Genomic DNA, 21,116 nt, shown 5'->3' with positions numbered 1-21,116 from the left:
AATCGAATCCCAATAGCAGTAGCATCTGCCAGGATCAAACAGAATTGAACACATAACAGAGTACTATTGTAAATTTGAAGTACACATAAAAAAATTATAGACGAGTATTAATACACAAAATTTGATAAAAAAGTTTCTATAATCAAATTTCACCACATCTACAAAACTTACATCATACCCGAAAAACTCAGGTACTCACGAAGCATATTCAAGAGATTAATAATTAAATTAATACAATAAATATGATAATTTATAGCTACATGCGGAATGCAACCATCATAGTAGAAATTGTTCCATACAATAATACTTAGGTCATCGCCATAAAACACATAGCACATCTAATATAGGGAGAAATTATATAAACAAAATCAATTAAAAAATATTGCAAAAATAATTTTAAATTAGAAATAATTTATAAAAGTAGGAATTATAAAAAAATAAGAATAATAAACTCCCCATATTAGATAAAATACAATAACAAAATAAATTAAAAAAATAATTTATTGTAAATTATTATCAACTGAAATCCAATAATAAAATAATAGAAAAAATAAATTTTTTAATATAAGTCATTTTAATATAATCCCCAAATGAAAAACAATGTATTTGTATATAAAGTTTTCTATCTAATTCAAATAAAAATTACTTTATATATTACAAACCATAACTATAATCGGTGATAAAATATGAAGTTCGGTATAGAATTCGTACCAAATCAACCTTTGGATGAAATTGTAAACTTAGTAAAATTAGCAGAAGACGTCGGTTTTGAATATGCATGGATCACTGATCACTACAACAACAAAAATGTATACGAAACCTTAGCATTACTTGCAGCAAACACTGAAACCATTAAAATGGGTCCTGGTGTAACCAACCCATATGTAAGAAGCCCTGCAATTTCTGCTTCTGCAATCGCAACCATTGACGAAATCTCAAACGGAAGAGCAACCTTCGGTATTGGTCCTGGTGACAAAGCAACTTTCGATGCTTTAGGAATTGAATGGACTAAACCTGTATCCACCATCAAAGCAGCTATTGCTGACATTAACGTTTTATTAGCTGGCGGAAAAACTGAAGCTGGTGCAGCATTAGGTGGAGTAAAAGCTATCCAAGAACACATCCCAGTATATATGGGAGCACAAGGTCCTAAAATGTTAGAAACTGCTGGAGAAATCGCAGATGGTGTATTAATTAACGCTTCCAACCCTAAAGATTACGAAGCTGCTATGCCTATGATTAAAAAAGGACTTGACAAAGCAGACGCAAAAGAATTCGATGTTGGTGCATACACTGCTACTTCTATCGGAGCTGACTCAGATGCAGCTAAAAACGCAGCAAAAATCGTAGTTGCATTCATTGCAGCAGGATCCCCACCACCAGTTATCGCAAGACACGGATTACCTGATGGATACAACGAAAAAATGGGTGAATTCTTAGCTAAAGGTGACTTCGGTGGAGCTATTGGCGCTGTAACTGATGAAGCGCTCGACGCATTCTCAGTATGTGGTACTCCTGATGAGTTCATCCCTAAAATTGAAGGATTAGCTGAAATGGGCGTAACTCAATATGTAGCAGGTTCCCCAGTAGGTAAAAACGTAGAAGAATCCATTAAATTATTAGGAGACGTAATCGCAAGTTTCTAAACTTGATTACTTTTTCTCTTTTTTATTTTTTTAACCGCCATATGCACAACTTATTACCAGACTTCTTTTAACAACAAATTTTTAATTATATAAAACACCATATAATATAATAATTACAGTAACATGATTGCAGGTATTATGATGGAAATTGAAAATTTAACAAAAGAAATTAGATTAAAAGCATTTGAACGAAAAGATCCGAAAACTCCAGAACAGGTTGGAGCAAGTTGGTATAATGATGATTTAACTTATGACGGAGTTTCAAAAACCTTATTTATAATATTACCCACACCAGGATGTTCATGGGCACTTGGAGACAGTGGAGGATGCACAATGTGCAGTTATGTTTCAGATTGCACATTAGAACCAATTGACACTGAAACTATTCTCAGAATATTCCGCGAACATTTATCAAGACATCCGATTGACAGCGAAGAAAAAATTTCCGTTAAGTTATTTGCTTCCGGAAGTTTTTTAAACCCCCATGAACTTCCAAAAGATGCCCGTGATGAAATACTTCACACATTAATGAAATTAGGCAATGTAAGAGAGATTATTGTTGAGTCAAGACCAGAATATGTAAAAGAGGAATATCTGGATGAAATATTTGAAATAATCGAAGACACATTATTTGAGGTGAGTATCGGTCTTGAAACATCAAATGATTACACTCGACTTAAAAAAATAAATAAAGGGTTTACCCGTAGCGATTTTGAAAATGCCGTAAAATTAATGCAAAATCTAAGGGATTCCAAAGGATACAATTTAAAGACAAAAGCGTATATCTTTGTAAAGCCCATTCTTGTATCTGAAAAACAGGCAATATCCGAAGCGGTTGAAACTGCAAGATATTGCGATTCCATTAATGTGGACAGGCTTTCATTTTGCCCTGCAACAATACATGGAGGAACTGTAATTGAAAGATTCTGGAGAAAAGGAGCTTATCAGCCCCCATGGATTTGGTCATGTATTGAAATTATAAACACTGTTCGTGATGAATTAAACATACCTGCACTTTTAGACACCTCAGGATTTGGATCAAGGCGCGGCCCATACAACTGTAAAAAATGCAACAAGGATTTAAAACATATAATAATAGCTAACAATTTAACTCAAAGCAAAATTGAATATGACTGCGAATGCAAAAATGAGTGGTTAGCCGAAATCAGCAATTCCGATATGAACAGCTCAACTGTTGAGATTAAGCATATCCCATTATATTAATATAATATAAAGATATTAATTTATTAGTAGGAGGAAATTATGAAAACTAAATTTATTAGTTTACTATCCATAATTCTAGGATTAATAATCATTATTTTTCCGGTGATTGGAATTATTGGAGTTAGTTCATTAATTGGTTTATCTGTATTATTAATGTCTATTTATTTGCTTGTTGTGGGAGTGACAATAATAGACTATAAGACCAGTGGAGCAATACTTGATTTGTTTTTAGGAATTTTGCTATTGTTATTAAGTATCTGTTTGATATTCAATCCTGCAACACTTGGGTTTTTAACTGAAATCACCCTTTATCTTGCAGGAATAATGTTAATTATTGTTGCAGTTGCTTCATTAATTAATAATCGCGATACCAGATATGGATTTTATATTGGAATATCCGGAATTGTGCTTGGTGTATTGTATATAATTATTGGAACTTATCTTGCAGACCCAATTATTCTTGGTTCATTAATTGGAATATGGTTAGTGATAAGCGGTATATTAAAGTTAATGGATAGATAATCTATCCTGAATTTCTTTTTTTTGGTGTTTATATTGATTGGAATAAGTGCGGATTTTGACCCTATTCATAAAGGGCATGAAAAGTTGATTAGAGAAGCCAGAAAAATAGCTGATAGGGAAAATAAAAAAGTTGTTGTTTATTTAAATAAGGGTTTTAGTGCAAACCATGCTCCTTTTTTCGTTAATTTTGATGCGCGTCGTGAAATGGCATTAGCTTTAGGTGCTGATGAAGTTAAATCATTTGAAGGAATCCATCACAGATTGGTCTTATCCTATAGTGTGCCCATTAGACTTAAGCAAATGATTGATGATGGGGTGACTGATTATATTACATCTGCAAGCATTTCACTTGATGAAATCAAATCCAAATCCAAAAAGTTCATTGCTCAGGGAAACTTTGTCGGAATGCCGAAAGGATATACAAATAGGAATGAAATAAGATGGTATGCAATAAACCAGTTTCTTGGAGCCAAACTTAAATTCCATGTAGTAAAAGAGCTTAATAAAGAAAAATATTCCGGCAGACTGATTAGGCAATCAATAATCGGCAACGACATGAATATAACCGACGACGTTAAAAAATTACTTCCAAAAGCCACTGTTGAAATTCTTCAGCGGGAAATAGATGCAGGCAGAGTTCCGGGCGATAGAAACTGGGATGAGATTTATAAAAGAATGAACACTTATTCAAGAGGCAATCTTGAAAAAATAGCTTACCTTAATGGAAATACTATAAATGAAATTATTAAAAGAAGAGTTTACAGAAATCCCGAATCTATTTGGGCAGTTTTTAGAAGGTCTGAGTATGGTCCAGTAATGACCAGATTAGCAGTCAGCGCTCTTGAGATGAATGTTACCAAAGAGGAAGTGATGAATTTAATTAGAAGTTATGAATCCCAGGAAGTTATTCCCGACAATCAAAAAGTCCAGAGGGTTATTGACAGAGCATGGTATGTAGCAAACAGCACCTTAGATGCTCGCAAAGCCAATGACAAATTCAGAAGTGAAATGATTGAAGTTGATGCTCCATTAACTGTGGATGCTGGGCTGAATCTAACTAAATTTGAAACAAAGATTACTAAAGAAGGTCTGAAAACTGACTTGTATGTAGATAAAAACGGCAGACTTTCAGTTCAGTTTAAAAGCGAAGGCAAAAAAATCAAAACAAACTTAAGACTTCCTGCAAATGAAGTTACTTATTTAAGATACATTATGGACTCCCATTTTATTCCTGTTAAGGGAAGCATAACAAAAGCTAAAAAAGGATTTAAGGTTAAGGTTGAAATCGGCTGAGTTTTTCCAGTGCCGCTTTAACCATGACCAGGTCGTTTTTGATGAAGTAATTTATAATCTCATCAAGTTCTTCGGATTTTCTTTTAGAATTGGACAAAGTGTTATTGATTCGTGAAATTGATTTTTCTCTAAAATTTTCACCTTCCGTTAATGATAAAACCTCAAAGAATTCATTTTCCAAATCATATTCTTTTGCAACTTCAACAGATTCGATTAAAAGAGCAGATAATGTTTTTGTATAGGTGCTTCTAAGTAATTTTAGGATAGCTGCATCCCCAATTTCATCACTGATTTTAAATGTATTGACAAACTCATCTAAAAATAATAATTCACCGGATTTTTTACCTGAAAGGTATATTGTGGGATTATCAGAATCAATTTTTCCAATTATGGCTCCATCAACCAAATCTCCAACATATTCATTTATTTTAAACGTGGTTTCAGGAGAAATATTATTCAAATCCAAATAAATTCCGTTGCAATATTTTCCGTAACTTTTTGCAACTTCAAGTGCATTTTTTGGAGAATTGGCCGAAATTAAAATATCTGATGCAGCAGCAACTTCCTTGAATGTATCCAAAGCTTTGATTTTGCGTTTTTCAATTGCTTCAGTCGTTTTGGAAGACCTGTTTTCAAGAGAGGTTATAAATTCTATGTCATCTGATTTAATCAAGTCTACAATGTTTTGAGAAACTTTTCCAAATCCTATCAATCCGATTATCATCATATCACTACTTGTTTTTAAAAAGAAGCATGTCATGCAAGTTCGCGCCAATATCTCTTGAAATTGTATTGCATTTTACACATAATAAAAAGTAAACTTCTTTTTTTGATATGTCTATTTCGGTTAATCCTTCATAATTTCCCATGCCCTTTGAAATTACAAATTCATGACTGTCAAAAATTTCTCTAAACTCGTCTGAAATTTCACTATCCACATATCCGACAGTTCCTGCACCAATATCAACAATTCTGCCAAATTCATCAAGCCCAACATCCAGCGCATCTGCCCTGCAAGCATCATTTAGGATAGGTTCCGATTTAACAGCAATTGTAATATCCAGACCATATTCTTTAATCTTGGCTAAAAGCAATTTGTCAAATACTATCTCTCCAGTATTATCCACCAAATATAAGACCTTATCATGAGTTTTTAGTGAGTTTTCAAATTCTTCAATGTCTTTAATTGCCAGATCTTTTTTAAGTGAGCTTTTAATTACGCTTTCAACATCATCATCTAATGTGAATGCTCCGAAGTCTAAAATATTGCCGAGAATGGCTATTTTAACGTGATTTTCCAAACTATCGTTTTCATTTAAAATTTTATTAACTTCCGGCAGATATTTAAGGGCTATTTTGTTGCCTTCAAGTTTTTCTTTATAATAAGGATCACTGCAGCATGTTTTTTGTTTGATTAATTTATGGATTGTAGAACCGGTGCTATTTGAATTAGCTCCTGATTTAAAATTTTCGCCTAAATATTTGAAAATTTCTTCCATAACTTCCATTTTAAGAGTTTCATCATCAGTTGATAAATCCAAAGCTTCTCTTGCCTGCCTTAAAAAACATGGGCCGCACTCGTAACTAATTTTCAAAATTACCCTCCGTAAATTATTTGAACTAATTGAATTTCATCACCATCTTCAATTACGGTTTCTTCGATTACAAGTTCGCCGTTTTGTTTTGATACGACAGTTTGAGCAGATAATTCCAGTTCATTAAGCAAATCTTTAATTGTGTAATTTTCAGGTAATTCTCTTTTTTCGTTGATGGATTTGTATTTTAACGTAAATTGCATTTATATCACAAACCTAATTCTTCTAAAAATGAACATGCCTTACATAATTCATTAGATGAAGGTTCACCACATCTCGCGCATCTTCCATGATTAAATTCCTTTGAAAATTCATCTTTTAATATGTTTTTGATTTTATCATATCCTCTAAGTGTAGAATATTTAATTGTAGGGTGATTTTCTGCCAATTGGTTTATAACTTCAGAAACCTCTCCCCTGAATGATTGCATTGCATAAGGACAGCTGTCAAAGTGAACTTCCAATTCTTTTGCAACAACATATAATCCTATTTCGCGTTCAGGTATTTCGCGCAGAGGTTTTATTTTAACAGTGAATTCTTTTGCTTTAGATTCTGTTTTTGCACCTAATTTGGTTAAATTATTGACATTGCCTTCAAGATAGTTCATTATGATTCCCTGAACTTCATCATCCAGGTTATGTCCGGTGACTATTTTTGTTGCACCCATTTCACGAGCCGCCTTATTGATGAGAGTTCTTCTAAACACTCCGCAGTAAGTGCAGGATCCCTTATGATTTTCTTTTTGCATTATTTCATCAAGAGTTATTCCAAATTCCTCTTTTAGTGAAACTACCTTATGTTCAATATTTAATCTTTCAGCATGTCTGATGGCGATGTCAATACCTTCCTGTCTGTAATTATCAATTCCTTCGTCAATGGTTACGGCACAGAGGTCTATGATGTTCATCATGCGAAACGAATTTAATATCTCAAGTGCCGTTACACTATCCTTGCCTCCGGAAAGGGCCACTAAGACTTTATCTCCCTTATCCAACAATTTTTCTTTTCTAATTGTTTTGATGGCTTTTTTTTCAATTGATTCAATAAAACAATCTTTACATAATAGCTGACCGGATTGTTCTTTTTTAATAATAACTTTCGGATTACCGCATTTACTACACTGCATATTACTACCTACATCTGTTCTACAAAATGTGCAAGCTGGTTTAGAGTATTAACTTCAAATACCTGCGCTCCTGCTTCTTCATATAATGAAACACAGCTGTCAACTATGTCCCACTTATTTCTATCTTCAGGGTTTAAAATTATAAGTTTTTTGCAATCCCTTGCCATTTCTTCTATAATGTCTACACTGGCCGGAACACCATTTACCTTTGGTCCTGCCCAGTCACGACAGTCTGATAAGATAATCACATAAGATTTATTGTTAATATTGGCTTTTTCCTGGAAACTTTTAAATGCCGAATACATATCGGAAGTGCCGTGAACCATTAAATTCTTAACTCGCAAATCTTTAACTTTAATAAATGAATCAATGAGATATTCCTCTTTTAAAGCATCGGTGGTTTCAATCACTTTATTATCAAACTCAAAAGTTCTTGATCTTTTAAATGCTGTTTGAGCTGAAAACATAAGCATGAAAAACCAGCTGCTGATCCATTCGCATGACCCACTAATATCATTTAAGAATAAATGTTCATTTTTATGGGGCCTCGGTTTTGCCTTTACAAGTTCAAAGGGAACTCCACCATATTTTAAATTGGCTCTAATAGTTCTTCTGATATCTATATTATTATGACTTGTTTTAGCTTTTCTTCTTGAACGTTTATTGGCTATTCTTTTACCTAATCTCTGGCAAATTTCAAGCATGCGGGGGTCAAAACGATTAAGTTTTGTCAAATCTTTATTCATTAGCTCCCCATCCCGTTCCAGTTTTTTAACCTCATCGAGCAGGGGCTGGCCTGAAAGCATTCTCAATTTATCATTGGTAATCTTTTCTTTTTGGACTTTTTGAGCCATGCTCCCCTGTTTTTTAATAACATATTTATTTGATTTAGGTCCAGACCCCAGATATGCTTTGCTTTTTTTAAGTTCATCAGGAGTTTCTAACTTTGGCCGGATGGAAAAAACTTCATCAAAAACTTTATTGAAATCGGGAATCTGAAATCTGTCTTTGACATAAACTGCCATTAATGCGGTTTTAAGTAAATTCCTATCTTCTTCACCAAATTCCTCATAAATTCTCACAGCGGCCTGAGTGCTTCTAACACTTACTGACAGTCCTTTTTCTCTTAGCTGTGATGACAAGGTTGCAATTTTAGTAATCATCTTATCTTTTATTAAAAATGTCTTTTACAACTCTTTTTTTATCACTTTCGTTTTTAATAGCTACACCGATACTGTCTTCGAGAGACTTGTCAAGATTTTTAGTTCCCAAATTAGTAACAGACTGAACCCAGTCAACAGTACCCCTAACAGACGGTTTTTTCATTAAATTGAGATTGCGTATCTCATGGACCAATTTGACTATATGAGATATGATATTATCATCTGCATGAGGCAACTTTGACTTGACAATTTCGATTTCACGTTCGATTGTAGGGTATGGAATGTATAAAAATAAACATCTGTCTTTTGTTTCATCAAGTAAAGACCTCTGAGAATTAGAGGTTAAAATTACTATCAAGTCATTCTGTAAATGGAAAGTGCCCAAATCATTGATGGTTATTTCCTGTTCTCCCAATGCCTGAAGTAAAAAACTTTCCACTTCCTCATCAGCCTTATCAATTTCATCTATTAATAATACGGATGCCTTTTCATTTAAAAAAGCATTAAGCAAAGGTCTTCTTATGAAAAATTCTTCATCAAATAATTTCTCTTCACGGTTTGAATCATTTCTAGCAGCTTCCAGATGAAGCAATTGTTTTTGATAATTCCATTCACCGACAATTTGTTCAAAAGTAATTCCTTCATAACATTGAATCCTGAAAAAGTCTCTTTCAAAAGTTTTTGCAACTACTTTTGCAAATTCTGTTTTTCCAACACCTGGCGGTCCTTCGATAAGCATTGGCTTTCCAAGTAAAAAAGACAAGTATAATGTAGTTGAAATTTCATTATTTGAAACATAATTCGCATCTAAAAGACTTTTATCAATATCTTTAATACTAATATTTTCAACTTGCAATTCTTAAACCTTCTGAAATTTATTTATTATAAAATATGATTTAATCTAAATTTATTTAAAGTTTGTGTAATAATATAAGTATTAATAGTTTTATAATATATTTAATAAGGAGGTAAAATATGGAAACTGAAAATGTGATCATCATTGCATTAGTGATATTGATTATAATTGCAGGCGCTATTGCTTTTGTAATTAGCAGTAATGGAATTTCATTTAATACTGCAAATGAAACCAACAATACTACTTTAAACAATACTACTAATCTCACAGCTAATGATACATCAACTGATTCAGGCTCGACCCATGATACTGGTATTGTAGGTTCCAGTTCTAGCGGTGATTATAGTAGCGGATCCAGTAGAGGTAGCAGTATCAGCAGTGGCGGATCAAGTGGAAGCGGAGGATCAGGTCAAGGCGGAGGCAGTGTTGAACCACAACCAAGCCCGGAACCAACTCCAGAACCGGAACCATCCAATCCAGGAGCTGGCCAGGACACTCCAGGTGACCCTGCTGATTTTGAATAAATCTATTCTTTAAACTCGTCAGGATTTTTGAATAATTCAAAATCCTGAACATATTCTTTTCCAGTAATCATTGCGATTTCTGCTTTTTTTAGTTCAGACCCCAAATATGCAGCGTGTTCCATCCTGCTAACCAAATTTTGAGTAATTATTTCTTCATATATTTCGCGAGCGCAGCTTCCTGCAATTACAAGTTCGGGTTTGTTTTTCTTAAAATGAGTGGCAGTAATTCTGCTATCGCCAACAGTGGTTCCATACTCAACATTGATTTTAAAACTGCCCGCCCTGTCTTTAATGAATTTCATCGGTTTATCCTGTATTGTTTCAGGAATTCCATCAAGTTCATTTAATATAATATCATTTCTTTTATGTTTGTCCTTAAAAGCGACCAAGTTAATGCCCAAATCTTTTGGAATAGATTTTCTGTGTTTTGCAAGAAACATCATTTTAGATGCAGTAGCTAACTCATAAACGCTGCCTCTTGTTTTTCCGCTTTCTTCTGGAGTGAACAATATGCTGACACCAAGTTCCATACCAATACCTGCTAAAAGAACATTCACACCTCCAGAATCGGCATCCATTAACTCAGTAACATTTCCAACACCGAAAAACATTGGCGCAGGATTGACTTTATGAAATTCATGACATGCAATAATCGATTCAACAATGCTTGAACTGTTAACCGGATCCAAAATTAAATCTGCAACATATTTTAAACCTTCAGTGTCTTTTATTAGTTGATGCATTGCCTCAACCCGCTCATCAGGAGATTTCGGAGATTTACCTTGTGAAAAATTAGTTGGGAGCAAAACAGCAGGAATACCCTTTTCTTTTAGTATTTCCTTAACTTCGGAATTGTTTCCCAAATCCAAACTCAAAACAAAATCAATTCCATTTTCAGCCGCAACTTTTATTTCCTTGGAGTTCAGTGTATCAATACTTAAGGGCCTATCTCCAACAATCGGACGCAGGGTTTCTATCAATTCCGGAATTTTATCTGAAAAGTCCTCCCCGGCAGCCATTCCAATATCAATCATGTCCGCTCCCGAATCAACAAAATACTGGCATTTGTTAATCAATGCCTCCTTAGATAAAAATGGGGCATTAGCAATTTCAGACAATACTCTCATTGGAAAGTCTTCACCCACTGGGAGATTTTTAATTAAAATGTTATTCGGTTTTTTGAGAAGCTTTTCGATATTTTCTTTATCATTTTCAAATTCCTCAATAAATTTAATCGCTTCTTTTCGTTTTTCTTCCTCTATTAATTTATCGGCAGGTTTATCTTCAGACAATTCTATAGAACCTATTAAATTCAAAACCATTGCAAGATCAGCGCCGTCGGTAGAACCTTTAAAAGTTGGAATTCCAATTTCTTTTGTAATTTCTTTTGTCCCTTTTTTAATCAATCCCGGAACCAGAATCATATCAATTTCATCTAATTGATTTGAAAAGCAAGTTTTTATTTCCTTAATAATTTGTCTAGGAGTTAAAAATGCAGCAACTTGAGTATTGTCTGCAACATGTACAATTATATCTTCTTTTGATTTTGAAACAACTTCTTTAATTAAAGGATATGCTAATTCTCCAGTGATAATCAAAACTTTCATGATAAATCCCAACTGACCTCTCAATATATTATATTATTTAATAATTATTATTATATTAATTCTTTTAATGAATTATAAATTAATTAAGTCCAACAAATAATTAAATATTTAAAAATTATATAATAAAATGAATCAAACATGAGAAAAATTATAATAAAAATTTAAAATAATGAACAATAGAAAATAAATAAATTTAAAAGGAACAGATTCAATGAAAGTTAACATAAAATTTATATATTTTAGAATTTATAATGATTATACATGATAAATAAATGGAGGAAAAATTAATGATTGAAATTCGTTTCCATGGAAGAGGAGGACAGGGAGCTGTAACCGCTGCTGAAATTTTAGCAAAGGCAGCATTCAAAGACGGCAAATATTCTCAAGCTTTTCCATTCTTTGGAGTTGAACGTAGAGGAGCTCCAGTTATGGCGTTTACAAGAATTGATGATGAACCAATCTCATTGAGATATCAAATCTACAATCCTGACTATGTGTTAGTGTTGGATGATGGATTATTAAATGTAGCAGATGTTTTTTCAGGAATTAAAGATGAAGCGGAAGTTATAATTAATACTGAAAGTTTTGAAGGTAGTGGAAAACATGACGTACACAATATTGATGCAACCAAAATTGCATTAGACATGTTGGGACGCAATATAGTAAACACTATCATTTTAGGATATTTTGCTAAAAAAACCCAAGTCGTAAGTATTGAATCATTACTTGAAGTGATTAGAGAAACCTTCCCTGGAAAAGTTGGAGAATTAAACGTGGAAGCTACTAAAAAAGCTTATGATATGGGATAAAAAGGGTGAATATAATGGTAAGTATAGGCTGTGTAATTAAAACCCCCGGTAATAGTAGAAATAACAAAACTGGAAGTTGGAGAACATTCAAACCGATTTTAGATAAAGAAAAATGTATTGATTGTGACAACTGTATTATATTCTGTCCAGATTCCAGTGTAAATAAACAACATGATATAGATTACGATTACTGCAAAGGATGTGGAATTTGCGCATACGAATGTCCTTCCGATGCAATTGAAATGGTAAAAGAATAAAGAGAGTGATTTAATGATAAAAGAAGTAATGACAGCAAACAAAGCAGTTGCAGAAGCTGTAAGATTAGCTAAACCACAAGTTATTCCCGTTTATCCAATTACTCCGCAAACTACAATTTCTGAGTACTTAGCACAATATGTTGCTGATGAAAAAATTGATGCTAAATATGTTAAAGTAGAATCTGAACACAGCGCAATAAGTGCTGCTGTTGGAGCTAGTGGTGCTGGAGTAAGAGTATTTACAGCAACATCTTCACAAGGATTAATGTTAATGCATGAAATTTTATATGCTGCTGCAGGTATGAGAACTCCTATAGTTTTAGCTAATGCAAACAGAGCAATTTCCGCACCATTAAACATTTGGAACGACCAGCAAGATTCCATTGCACAAAGAGATGCAGGATGGTTGCAAATTTATGTTGAAAATGCTCAGGAAGCATTAGATGCTACTTTAATGGCTTATAAGATATCAGAAAATTCTGATGTTTTACTTCCATCAATGATATGTTTAGACGGATTTATTTTAACTCACACCGTAGAGCCTGTAGAAATTCCGGATCAAGAAAGTGTGGATAAATTTTTACCTAAATATGTTCCAGAACACTGCTTCATTGATCCGAATGAACCAATGTCAATAGGTAACTTTGCTGATCCTCAGTACTATACCGAAGCAAGACATGACATGGAAATTGCAATGAATAACTCAGTTGAAGTAATTCAGAAAACTTGTGATGAATTTGCAGAAATCTTCGGAAGAGAATATGGTCTTATTGAAACATACAAAACCGAAGATGCAGAAATTATCTTTGTTGCAATGGGTTCACTTTGCAGTACTCTTAGAGTAATGGTGGATGAATTAAGAGAAAAAGGCGAAAAAGTAGGTTTGCTTAAAATTAGAGCATACAGACCATTCCCTGTTGAAGAAATTAAAGAAGCTGTTAAAGATTGTGAAAAACTAGCAGTCATTGATAAAAACTTCACATTTGGAATTGGCGGAGCTCTCTATGCTGATTTGAAAGTTAAAATTGATAAAGAAATCTATGGATTCATTGCAGGTTTAGGTGGAAGAGACATAACTCCAGATTATATCTTGGAAATTTATGAGAAAACCAAATCACCTGAACAAGAGGTTACATGGATTGGACTTAAGGAGGAATAGACATGGATATACCAGATAAAGATTTATTAGCACCGGGACACAGAGGCTGTGCAGGCTGTGGAGCATCAATTGGTGTAAAATTAGCTCTTAATACATTAGGCAAAAATACTGTAGCTATTTCTGCTACTGGTTGTCTTGAAGTTATGACCACCCCATACCCTGAAACTTCATGGGAAATTCCATTCATGCACGTTGCATTTGAAAACTCTGGAGCTGTAGCATCAGGTGTGGAAAGTGCATTGAGAATCCAAGGAAAAGAGGATGTTAATGTGGTTGCTTTCGGTGGGGACGGAGGAACTGTAGACATAGGTTTACAATCATTATCCGGAGCTATGGAAAGAGGACACAATATGCTCTACATTTGTTATGATAATGAAGCATACATGAACACAGGTATCCAAAGAAGTGGAGCTACACCGTTCGGTGCAAGTACCACCACTTCACCAAAAGGAAATGCGAGTTTTGGAGAAGACAGACCTAAGAAAAATATGCCAATGATTATGGCGGCTCATGGAATTCCATATGTAGCTACTGCATCTATTGCATATCCTGAAGACTTTGTTAAAAAAGTTAAAAAAGCAGCAGAAACTAAAGGAGCTGCATACATACACTTACAACAACCATGTACTACTGGTTGGGGATTCCCATCTGAAAAAACCATTGAAGTTGGAAGATTGGCAGTGGAAACCGGATCATGGATTTTATATGAAATTGACCATGGAAACTTCGAAATCACATACAGGCCTGAAGAGAGAAAACCTGTAAAAGAGTATTTGTCAGTACAAAAAAGATTCAAACACCTAGATGATGAAAACATTGAAAAAATCCAAAAATTTGTAGACGCAGAGTGTAAAGAATTAGGATTATAGGAGGAAAACCAATGGAAAGTATTCTTGTAAATAGCAATACATGTGATGGATGCCTTAATTGTGAAAACATGTGTGCATCAATACATAATGCTAGTAGGATAAAAATTATAGAACATGATTCTACCTTTTATTCCATTGTATGTCAACATTGTGAAAGTGCGCCTTGTATAAAAATCTGTCCAACAGAAGCGATTACCGATGAAGGAGTTAATGCTGAAAAATGTATTGGTTGCGGATTATGTGTAATGGTTTGTCCATTTGGTGCAATGACTTTCAAATCCAAAGTTGCTGAAAAATGCGACCTCTGTGCTGATAGAGAAGAAGGACCTGCATGTATAAAAGCATGTACTAAAAGAGCCATCAGTGTTGCTGATCCGGAAAAAGTTCGGGCTAAAAATCAGGAAAAATACCTTGCTAAGATGTCCGGATTATATGAACCTGCCAGCAATAAGGGCGGTTTTGTCCACGTGATAACAAGTCAGGCAAGGGCAAGACTTGTTTTAGACGAATAATAAAGAATTATGTATGAATTAGGAAACTGTACTAATTGTACAACATGCGGAAGTTGTCAACAAACACCAACCGTTGACACTCCCGTCTTATTTTGTATGCATTGCCAACCATCAAATGCACCATGTTTGATAGCTTGTAGGGAAGACGCAATCGAGGTTTTGGGTGGTGCCATAACAGTCAATAGAGAAAAATGCACAAAATGCAGGGATTGTGTTGAAGTTTGCCCGATTAATGTAATTAAAATTTAAATATCTTAAAATCAAAAATAAGATTAATTAACTTTTATAGGGTTTTATTTTGATTACTGAAGATGTTATTAAAGATGCTGTTTATGAACTTTACAAAAAAGCAGCTATCGTTTTGGGAAATGATGTAAAAAAAGCACTTGAAAATGCTCTTAAAAGCGAAGAACATGAACTTGCAAAGCTAAATATTGAAGCTATTTTAAAAAATACCGAGCTTGCTGAAGAAAAACAAATTCCAATGTGCCAGGATACAGGACTGCCGGTGGTTTTTGTAAAATTAGGTAATGTGGAAGTTGAAAATCTGCGCAAAGGAATTGAAGAAGGAATTAAAAAAGCAACTGAAGAAATTCCGATTAGGCCAAATATTGTTGATCCGCTAACAAGAGAAAATACAAAAATCAACATTGGAGATTACATTCCTCCGATTGATATTGAACTAATTGACGAAGATTACCTTGAAATAACAATATTGCCAAAAGGGTTCGGTTCTGAAAACAACAACGCATTGAAAATGGCTCTTCCGGCTGAAGGAATTGACGGCATTAAGGAATTTGTAGTTGAATCTGTTCTTAAAGCTAAAGGAAAACCATGCCCTCCAACAGTTATTGGCGTCGGAATTGGAGGAACATCAGATTTATGTTTAAAACTTGGTAAAAAGGCATTGCTCGGCAAAGTTGGTGAGAGAAATCCCGACCCGAAAATAGCTGAACTTGAAGAGGAAATTCTAACAGAAATCAACAATTCTGGAATTGGACCGATGGGTCTTGGTGGAAAAACAACCTGCCTGGATGTAAAAATATTAAAAGCCCACACACATACTGCAGGATTACCTATTGGTGTTTGCGTGCAATGTTGGGCCGACAGACATGCAACAACAAGAATACATGACAATTAGATTATCTCAAATCTAATTGCTTTTTATCTAAAGGTTCTCGGAGTGGTGGATCTAGGAATGTTATTATGGAACTCGATTGAAACATCCATGATTTCAACAGAAATATCCCCCATTCTTTTAAACGCTTTGATTACTCTGAATAAATAAATAAAGTAATTTGAACGCTCTTTTTCATCAAATGAATTTTCAGCCATCTGTTCGGCAATTAGATTAATGGCTTTAGTTTGAATAATATGAATGGCCTCTTGCAATTCCATCAGATCATCTTTTAAATCAGTTCTTCCTTCAATGAAAGCCATGACCGCCAGATTAATCATTTTTTGAGCTAAATTATACATATTTTTTAATTTTTTTAATGCATTTTCCTCAATTTCATAAACATCATTAATTACAAATTTTGCAATATGGCCACAGTAATCGCCAATACGTTCCAAATCATAAGCAACTTCATTATAAAGCATGGATTTGGCAATTTCAGAATGTTTGTTCATACTGACAATTGTTTCAACGGAAGTTCTGATTTTTTCAACCATATTATTAGTGGCAAAATCCATTTCCAAAGCCTTGTTTGCTTTTTCCATGTCATGTTCCAAAACAGCATCAAATGAAACTTCAAGCTGGGAGTGGACATGTTTTGCCATGTTTGAAATCATGTCTGTAACAATCACATTACCTTTTGTTTCATGAAAACTGACATAATCGCTTAGAGATTCTGCAATTTTCTCATAGCTTTTTAAATCTATCATATAAGCTCTTTTTACAGTTCCTTCCTTTACAAGAGGTTGCAGCAATTGAGTAACATAACGGCGAGTTATTCCTAACTTCTCTGCGATTTCATCCTGAGTTGAAGGATTTTCATACAAAATAATATCCAAAATCCCCTTCAACGTTTTATCTTTTTTACTCATTGTATCCCATCATTTATAATCGTCCAATAAATCATTAGATTCAAAATGAATGCTGTCGGAAGATTTGTTTATCCTTGATTTATTACCAACACTGCTTTTAAATTTAATCTCGGAATCATTTTCAATGTTTTTCTTAGACTTGTTGATTTTTTGATGTGTTCGTCTTACACTATTCCTTTTATCAGCATAATCGAAATCACTGTGCTTTTTGGAATGATATGTTTTTCCAACATTGGATCTCTTAAAATCTTCCCTGTTGATATTGTGTTTAATCACTTTATATTCTTTCTCAGCGTTTCTTGCTGAAACAACTATACTGCCTATTACCACACATAACAATAGAAAAGCAAGAATAGCTATCGGCAAATCAAACAATGAAAATATTCCATCATAGATTTGTGTAATGCTGTTTTGAAGATCAACAAATCCTCTTGCTAAAAATATCAAACCAACAAATGCAATAACCGCACCATTTGATTTTTTAATAATATCCGGTTTTAACACCAATGGATAAACGCTCATAACAATTAATGCCAATCCTAAAACCCTGTATAAATTATTATCCGCAAAGTGTTGGAGTGATAAAAATGCATTTAAAAAAGTGTAAGGCAATATGCCCACTTCAGATAATAAAGCGGCAATCAAAAGCAGCTGAATTAATGCAATTACAACAATTGGAAATATGTATGCAATTTCCCATTCAAAGTTTCTGCTGAATGTTGCTTGTCCAATTGGAGCTTCCAATGCCTCAGTAAGCATATTATAAAGAACAGAAGAAATAACCGAACCAATAATTGTACCAGCAACACCCATAATTGAGGTTAGAATAGCAACAAATGCTGAAATACAACCGACCAATACAATTTTTTTATAGTTCATAATTCACCTTAAAAAATTTAATTAAAAAATAAACAATATCATAATATTATTTATTTTTAATAAATTTAAACTTTAAGGAAAATTTAAACAATAGTCAGGGCATTAGGTACTTTTTTCAAAATATTCTCTTTAACCGGAATCATGGTTGATGATGCTATGGAAAAATCAGCCTGGCTCGATGCGACCTTATCATCACTTTCAGGAATGATTGTAGCATTTAGTTCATCCTGCAGATTGTTAACAGTATTGTCCAATACCCATTTATCCACATCAGAAATAATAATTTCATCGACATGCTTGTCTAATTCTTTGGCAAGCACCCATGAAATAAATCTTCCGCCATGTAAGGAAACAGTATTTCCTTCAGTTAAGTTGACAACATCGTTTAAGGTGTGTTTTAATTCAATATTCTGATACATTCTTGAATTAACCAATGTTGCCCAATGAGCATCACCTACATGATATGATCCTATCTTATTAGGATAAATGTTATCTGAACCTGCAAATTTTACAGCAGTGGCTATTGCAAGCAAATCATGTTTCTGGGCAGGAAGCCCCCTGTTTGGAAACTCCTCATTAATTATCTGAATTACACGGGGAAGGCCAAATTTTCCTCTTCTTGCAGTTCCAGGTTCATAACCACACATATACCCGTGATGATTTTTAGGAAATCCTGTTATGACCATATTTAAACCTGTTCTAAGACCTGCCCTAACTTCATTTTCATAAGCTCCGTTGGTTGCAACAACTTTGCCCGGAGACAGTATTCTTGCAGCGGCGATTGTTTTTGCATATCCTTCAGTAGCGTTTTCGCATCTGTTGAACGGTCCTCCTTCAACAACAATAACATCAGCACCAAGTTCAATGGATTTCTCAAAGCCGACTATTACTTCTTCATATCCATCTCCAACAAACATGATTGACTCTAAACCTTTACCGTATTCTTTAGCCAAATCCGCAATATCTTTAGCCTCTCTTAATGGAGCTGCATGAGCTTCACCTGTCTGTTCTGATGAAACATTAACCGCAACTGAAGAAGATAATTTAACCCAATCATTCTTATCCATTTTCTGTTCCAGTTCTTTGTTGATTAAACGTTCATGAATTCTCCCGCGAGGGCATTCTGTAAATACTGGACCTTTATTATAGCATTCCCCACCACATCCTGTGATGTTTTTTGGAAGTCTCATAGCACCATTTTCACCAAAATGATCCAAGTCAAGAGGAACATCGACAATTTCATGAACCTTTTTCATTACTTCAAGACCAGTCATTCCAAATTTTTCGCCAATGTCTGAAAAAGCGTAAGCGCAAATATGAATAGGTGCACCAATCATGTCGGCCAATCGGCAGTTACCCAATAAATCAACCAATTCCAAATCAGATGCGCAGGTTCCAACAACAACTTCTGTTAAATCGCATCCCAAAGGAAACCTTTTAAAACGCATCCCCAATTTCATAGTCTCTTCCAATGAAAGTTCAGATATTGCATCAACAACAGAACCCACATCTTTATCCATTTTTGATATTTCAACTGCAGCAGCATCATCGTGAACTGCATCTTTAATTAAATCGTACATGAAAAGAATCCTCCACATCAAATTCTAAATATATTTAAGTAAAATTATCAGATAAAAACTTTTTGATTTATATTAGTTTAAATCCGATTAAATAGAAAAAGCAAAAGTAATACTATTTTATTCATATAAAGAAAAAGTTAATACAAGTATTACTAAAAAACAGATATGATAAAAAAAGTAATACTAGTTTAAAGACAAATATAAAGATTTAAATAGTAGCACAAATTTAATAAAAAATATTACTACATGTTTTAACAACTATAGAAAATAGGTCAAAACAACAAAAAAATACATACCCTTAAAAAGCATTGTAGTAAGAATCTTTCAGAAAAATAGAAATTAGAAAAAGAATATTTAAAATAAAGGAGATAAAAAAATGAAAGTAGCAATTTTAGGTGCAGGATGTTACAGAACTCATGCAGCAGCAGGAATTACAAACTTCTCAAGAGCTTGTGAAGTTGCAGAACTTACCGGAAAAGAAAACATTTCAATGACTCACTCAACCATCGAAATGGGTGCTGAGTTATTAGAATTAGCTGGAGTAGATGAAATTGTCGTATCTGATCCAACTTTTGACGGAGATTTCACAGTTGTAGATGACTTCGATTACTCTGAAGTAATTGCTGCACACAAAGCTGGAAACCCTGAAGAAGTAATGCCTGCAATTAGAGCAAAAGTAGCAGAATTAGCTGAAACTGTTCCTAAACCATCCAAAGGAGCTATTCACTTTACTCACCCTGAAGATTTAGGAATGAAAATTACTACTGATGATTGTGAAGCTGTTGCAGATGCTGACTGGGTAATGACCTGGTTACCAGAAGGTGGAATGCAACCGGCCATTATCGAAAAATTTGCTGACAACATTAAAGAAGGCGCAATCGTAACTCATGCATGTACCATTCCAACTACCGGATTAAACAAAATCTTCGAGGACTTAGGAACCAATGTAAATGTAGCTTCCTACCACCCCGGTGCTGTACCTGAAATGAAAGGACAAGTTTACATCGCAGAAGGTTTTGCTGACCAAGCATCCATTGACACATTAATGGACTTAGGTCAAAAAGCAAGAGGATCCGCATTCACATTACCTGCAAACATGGTAGGTCCAGTATGTGACATGTGTTCTGCAGTAACTGCAATTACCTATGCAGGTATTTTAGCTTACAGAGACACCGTAACTCAAATTTTAGGAGCACCTGCAGGATTTGCACAAATGATGGCTAACGAAGCTTTAACCCAAGTAACTGCATTAATGCAAGATGAAGGTATTGACAAAATGGATGATGCTTTAAACCCAGCAGCATTATTAGGTACTGCTGACTCAATGAACTTCGGTTCATTATCCGAAATTGTCCCAACCGTATTAGATTACTTAGGTAAAGACAAATAAACAAGTTAACTAATTGTTGGTTAATTCCAACAATTTTTTTAACTTATTTCTTAATC

At 34.1% G+C, this 21,116-nt stretch carries 23 protein-coding genes; 13 read left to right on the top strand and 10 right to left on the bottom strand.

All coding sequences use genetic code 11. The features are described 5' to 3' along the window. The first annotated feature begins 686 nt into the window (after nucleotides 1-686). The 4 genes from mer to Q4Q16_RS06740 all read left to right on the top strand — a co-directional run bounded on the left by mer (nucleotide 687) and on the right by Q4Q16_RS06740 (nucleotide 4,685). On the top strand, nucleotides 687-1,646 hold the full coding sequence (gene mer / locus Q4Q16_RS06755) for a 5,10-methylenetetrahydromethanopterin reductase (RefSeq protein ID WP_303346957.1): 960 nt from the start codon (nucleotides 687-689) through the stop codon (nucleotides 1,644-1,646). 141 nt (nucleotides 1,647-1,787) lie between these two features. Further along, entirely contained in the window at nucleotides 1,788-2,870 is a 1,083-nt protein-coding gene (locus tag Q4Q16_RS06750) for an archaeosine biosynthesis radical SAM protein RaSEA (RefSeq protein WP_303346959.1), read from the top strand. Nucleotides 2,871-2,909: 39 nt separating this feature from the next. Then, nucleotides 2,910-3,392, top strand: coding sequence for a DUF308 domain-containing protein (locus tag Q4Q16_RS06745; protein ID WP_303346956.1), 483 nt, complete (start codon nucleotides 2,910-2,912; stop codon nucleotides 3,390-3,392). Between the two features lie 24 nt (nucleotides 3,393-3,416). Further along, nucleotides 3,417-4,685, top strand: a complete 1,269-nt coding sequence (locus Q4Q16_RS06740; RefSeq protein ID WP_303346955.1) for a cytidyltransferase — start codon at nucleotides 3,417-3,419, stop codon at nucleotides 4,683-4,685. On the opposite strand, the gene Q4Q16_RS06735 is transcribed toward Q4Q16_RS06740, so the two are convergent. The 6 genes from Q4Q16_RS06735 to Q4Q16_RS06710 are packed head-to-tail and all read right to left on the bottom strand — an operon-like array spanning nucleotide 4,666 to nucleotide 9,425. Continuing rightward, on the bottom strand, nucleotides 4,666-5,409 hold the full coding sequence (locus Q4Q16_RS06735; protein WP_303346954.1) for an NAD(P)-binding domain-containing protein: 744 nt from the start codon (nucleotides 5,407-5,409) through the stop codon (nucleotides 4,666-4,668). The genes Q4Q16_RS06740 and Q4Q16_RS06735 overlap by 20 nt on opposite strands. A gap of 7 nt (nucleotides 5,410-5,416) precedes the next feature. After that, on the bottom strand, nucleotides 5,417-6,280 hold the full coding sequence (locus Q4Q16_RS06730; RefSeq protein ID WP_303346953.1) for a DUF89 domain-containing protein: 864 nt from the start codon (nucleotides 6,278-6,280) through the stop codon (nucleotides 5,417-5,419). A 2-nt stretch (nucleotides 6,281-6,282) separates the two neighbouring features. Beyond that, nucleotides 6,283-6,483 (bottom strand): sulfur carrier protein ThiS, encoded by a 201-nt coding sequence (thiS, locus tag Q4Q16_RS06725; RefSeq protein WP_303346952.1) that lies wholly within the window; start codon nucleotides 6,481-6,483, stop codon nucleotides 6,283-6,285. Between the two features lie 5 nt (nucleotides 6,484-6,488). Continuing rightward, nucleotides 6,489-7,406: a TIGR00269 family protein gene (locus Q4Q16_RS06720; RefSeq protein ID WP_303346951.1), complete on the bottom strand. Its 918-nt coding sequence runs from the start codon at nucleotides 7,404-7,406 to the stop codon at nucleotides 6,489-6,491. A gap of 8 nt (nucleotides 7,407-7,414) precedes the next feature. Beyond that, a complete protein-coding gene (locus Q4Q16_RS06715; RefSeq protein ID WP_303346950.1) occupies nucleotides 7,415-8,569 on the bottom strand; it encodes a VWA domain-containing protein in 1,155 nt (384 codons plus the stop codon). A gap of 1 nt (nucleotide 8,570) precedes the next feature. Then, nucleotides 8,571-9,425: a MoxR family ATPase gene (locus Q4Q16_RS06710; protein WP_303346949.1), complete on the bottom strand. Its 855-nt coding sequence runs from the start codon at nucleotides 9,423-9,425 to the stop codon at nucleotides 8,571-8,573. Between the two features lie 119 nt (nucleotides 9,426-9,544). Here Q4Q16_RS06710 and Q4Q16_RS06705 point away from each other — a divergent pair, with 119 nt between their 5' ends. Beyond that, nucleotides 9,545-9,949 (top strand): hypothetical protein, encoded by a 405-nt coding sequence (locus tag Q4Q16_RS06705; RefSeq protein WP_303346948.1) that lies wholly within the window; start codon nucleotides 9,545-9,547, stop codon nucleotides 9,947-9,949. Between the two features lie 2 nt (nucleotides 9,950-9,951). Here Q4Q16_RS06705 and Q4Q16_RS06700 read toward each other — a convergent pair whose 3' ends face one another. Beyond that, the gene (locus tag Q4Q16_RS06700; protein WP_303346947.1) at nucleotides 9,952-11,556 is read right to left on the bottom strand and encodes a dihydropteroate synthase-like protein; all 1,605 of its coding nucleotides are present in this window, start codon (nucleotides 11,554-11,556) and stop codon (nucleotides 9,952-9,954) included. A 287-nt stretch (nucleotides 11,557-11,843) separates the two neighbouring features. On the opposite strand from Q4Q16_RS06700, the gene Q4Q16_RS06695 reads away from it, so the two are divergent. From Q4Q16_RS06695 to Q4Q16_RS06665, 7 genes are read left to right on the top strand one after another with little or no spacing between them, the layout of a single operon-like run. Next, nucleotides 11,844-12,365 (top strand): pyruvate ferredoxin oxidoreductase subunit gamma, encoded by a 522-nt coding sequence (locus tag Q4Q16_RS06695; RefSeq protein WP_303346946.1) that lies wholly within the window; start codon nucleotides 11,844-11,846, stop codon nucleotides 12,363-12,365. 14 nt (nucleotides 12,366-12,379) lie between these two features. Beyond that, entirely contained in the window at nucleotides 12,380-12,622 is a 243-nt protein-coding gene (porD, locus tag Q4Q16_RS06690; RefSeq protein ID WP_303346945.1) for a pyruvate synthase subunit PorD, read from the top strand. 13 nt (nucleotides 12,623-12,635) lie between these two features. Beyond that, nucleotides 12,636-13,781, top strand: a complete 1,146-nt coding sequence (gene porA / locus Q4Q16_RS06685; protein ID WP_303346944.1) for a pyruvate synthase subunit PorA — start codon at nucleotides 12,636-12,638, stop codon at nucleotides 13,779-13,781. Nucleotides 13,782-13,783: 2 nt separating this feature from the next. After that, nucleotides 13,784-14,650, top strand: coding sequence for a pyruvate synthase subunit PorB (gene porB, locus Q4Q16_RS06680; RefSeq protein ID WP_303346943.1), 867 nt, complete (start codon nucleotides 13,784-13,786; stop codon nucleotides 14,648-14,650). A gap of 11 nt (nucleotides 14,651-14,661) precedes the next feature. Further along, nucleotides 14,662-15,162: a 4Fe-4S dicluster domain-containing protein gene (locus Q4Q16_RS06675; protein WP_303346942.1), complete on the top strand. Its 501-nt coding sequence runs from the start codon at nucleotides 14,662-14,664 to the stop codon at nucleotides 15,160-15,162. 9 nt (nucleotides 15,163-15,171) lie between these two features. Continuing rightward, nucleotides 15,172-15,411 carry a 4Fe-4S binding protein gene (locus Q4Q16_RS06670; protein ID WP_303346941.1) on the top strand — a complete coding sequence of 80 codons (240 nt, stop codon included), beginning with the start codon at nucleotides 15,172-15,174 and terminating at the stop codon, nucleotides 15,409-15,411. Between the two features lie 49 nt (nucleotides 15,412-15,460). After that, nucleotides 15,461-16,303, top strand: coding sequence for a fumarate hydratase (locus Q4Q16_RS06665; RefSeq protein WP_303346940.1), 843 nt, complete (start codon nucleotides 15,461-15,463; stop codon nucleotides 16,301-16,303). Between the two features lie 23 nt (nucleotides 16,304-16,326). Here Q4Q16_RS06665 and Q4Q16_RS06660 read toward each other — a convergent pair whose 3' ends face one another. From Q4Q16_RS06660 to hmdC, 3 genes are all read right to left on the bottom strand, one after another. After that, nucleotides 16,327-17,211 carry a PhoU domain-containing protein gene (locus tag Q4Q16_RS06660; protein ID WP_303346939.1) on the bottom strand — a complete coding sequence of 295 codons (885 nt, stop codon included), beginning with the start codon at nucleotides 17,209-17,211 and terminating at the stop codon, nucleotides 16,327-16,329. Between the two features lie 9 nt (nucleotides 17,212-17,220). Continuing rightward, nucleotides 17,221-18,090, bottom strand: coding sequence for a hypothetical protein (locus Q4Q16_RS06655; RefSeq protein ID WP_303346938.1), 870 nt, complete (start codon nucleotides 18,088-18,090; stop codon nucleotides 17,221-17,223). 83 nt (nucleotides 18,091-18,173) lie between these two features. Further along, nucleotides 18,174-19,670, bottom strand: a complete 1,497-nt coding sequence (gene hmdC, locus Q4Q16_RS06650) for a 5,10-methenyltetrahydromethanopterin hydrogenase cofactor biosynthesis protein HmdC (protein ID WP_303346937.1) — start codon at nucleotides 19,668-19,670, stop codon at nucleotides 18,174-18,176. Nucleotides 19,671-20,046: 376 nt separating this feature from the next. Here hmdC and hmd point away from each other — a divergent pair, with 376 nt between their 5' ends. After that, nucleotides 20,047-21,060: a 5,10-methenyltetrahydromethanopterin hydrogenase gene (gene hmd, locus Q4Q16_RS06645; RefSeq protein WP_303346936.1), complete on the top strand. Its 1,014-nt coding sequence runs from the start codon at nucleotides 20,047-20,049 to the stop codon at nucleotides 21,058-21,060. Nucleotides 21,061-21,116: the final 56 nt, after the last annotated feature.

The sequence above is a fragment of the Methanobrevibacter sp. genome (assembly GCF_030539875.1).
Taxonomy (GTDB): Archaea; Methanobacteriota; Methanobacteria; order Methanobacteriales; family Methanobacteriaceae; genus Methanocatella.
The sequence above is the reverse complement of the archived record's forward strand: the minus strand, read 5'-3'. Positions and strand labels throughout refer to the sequence as shown.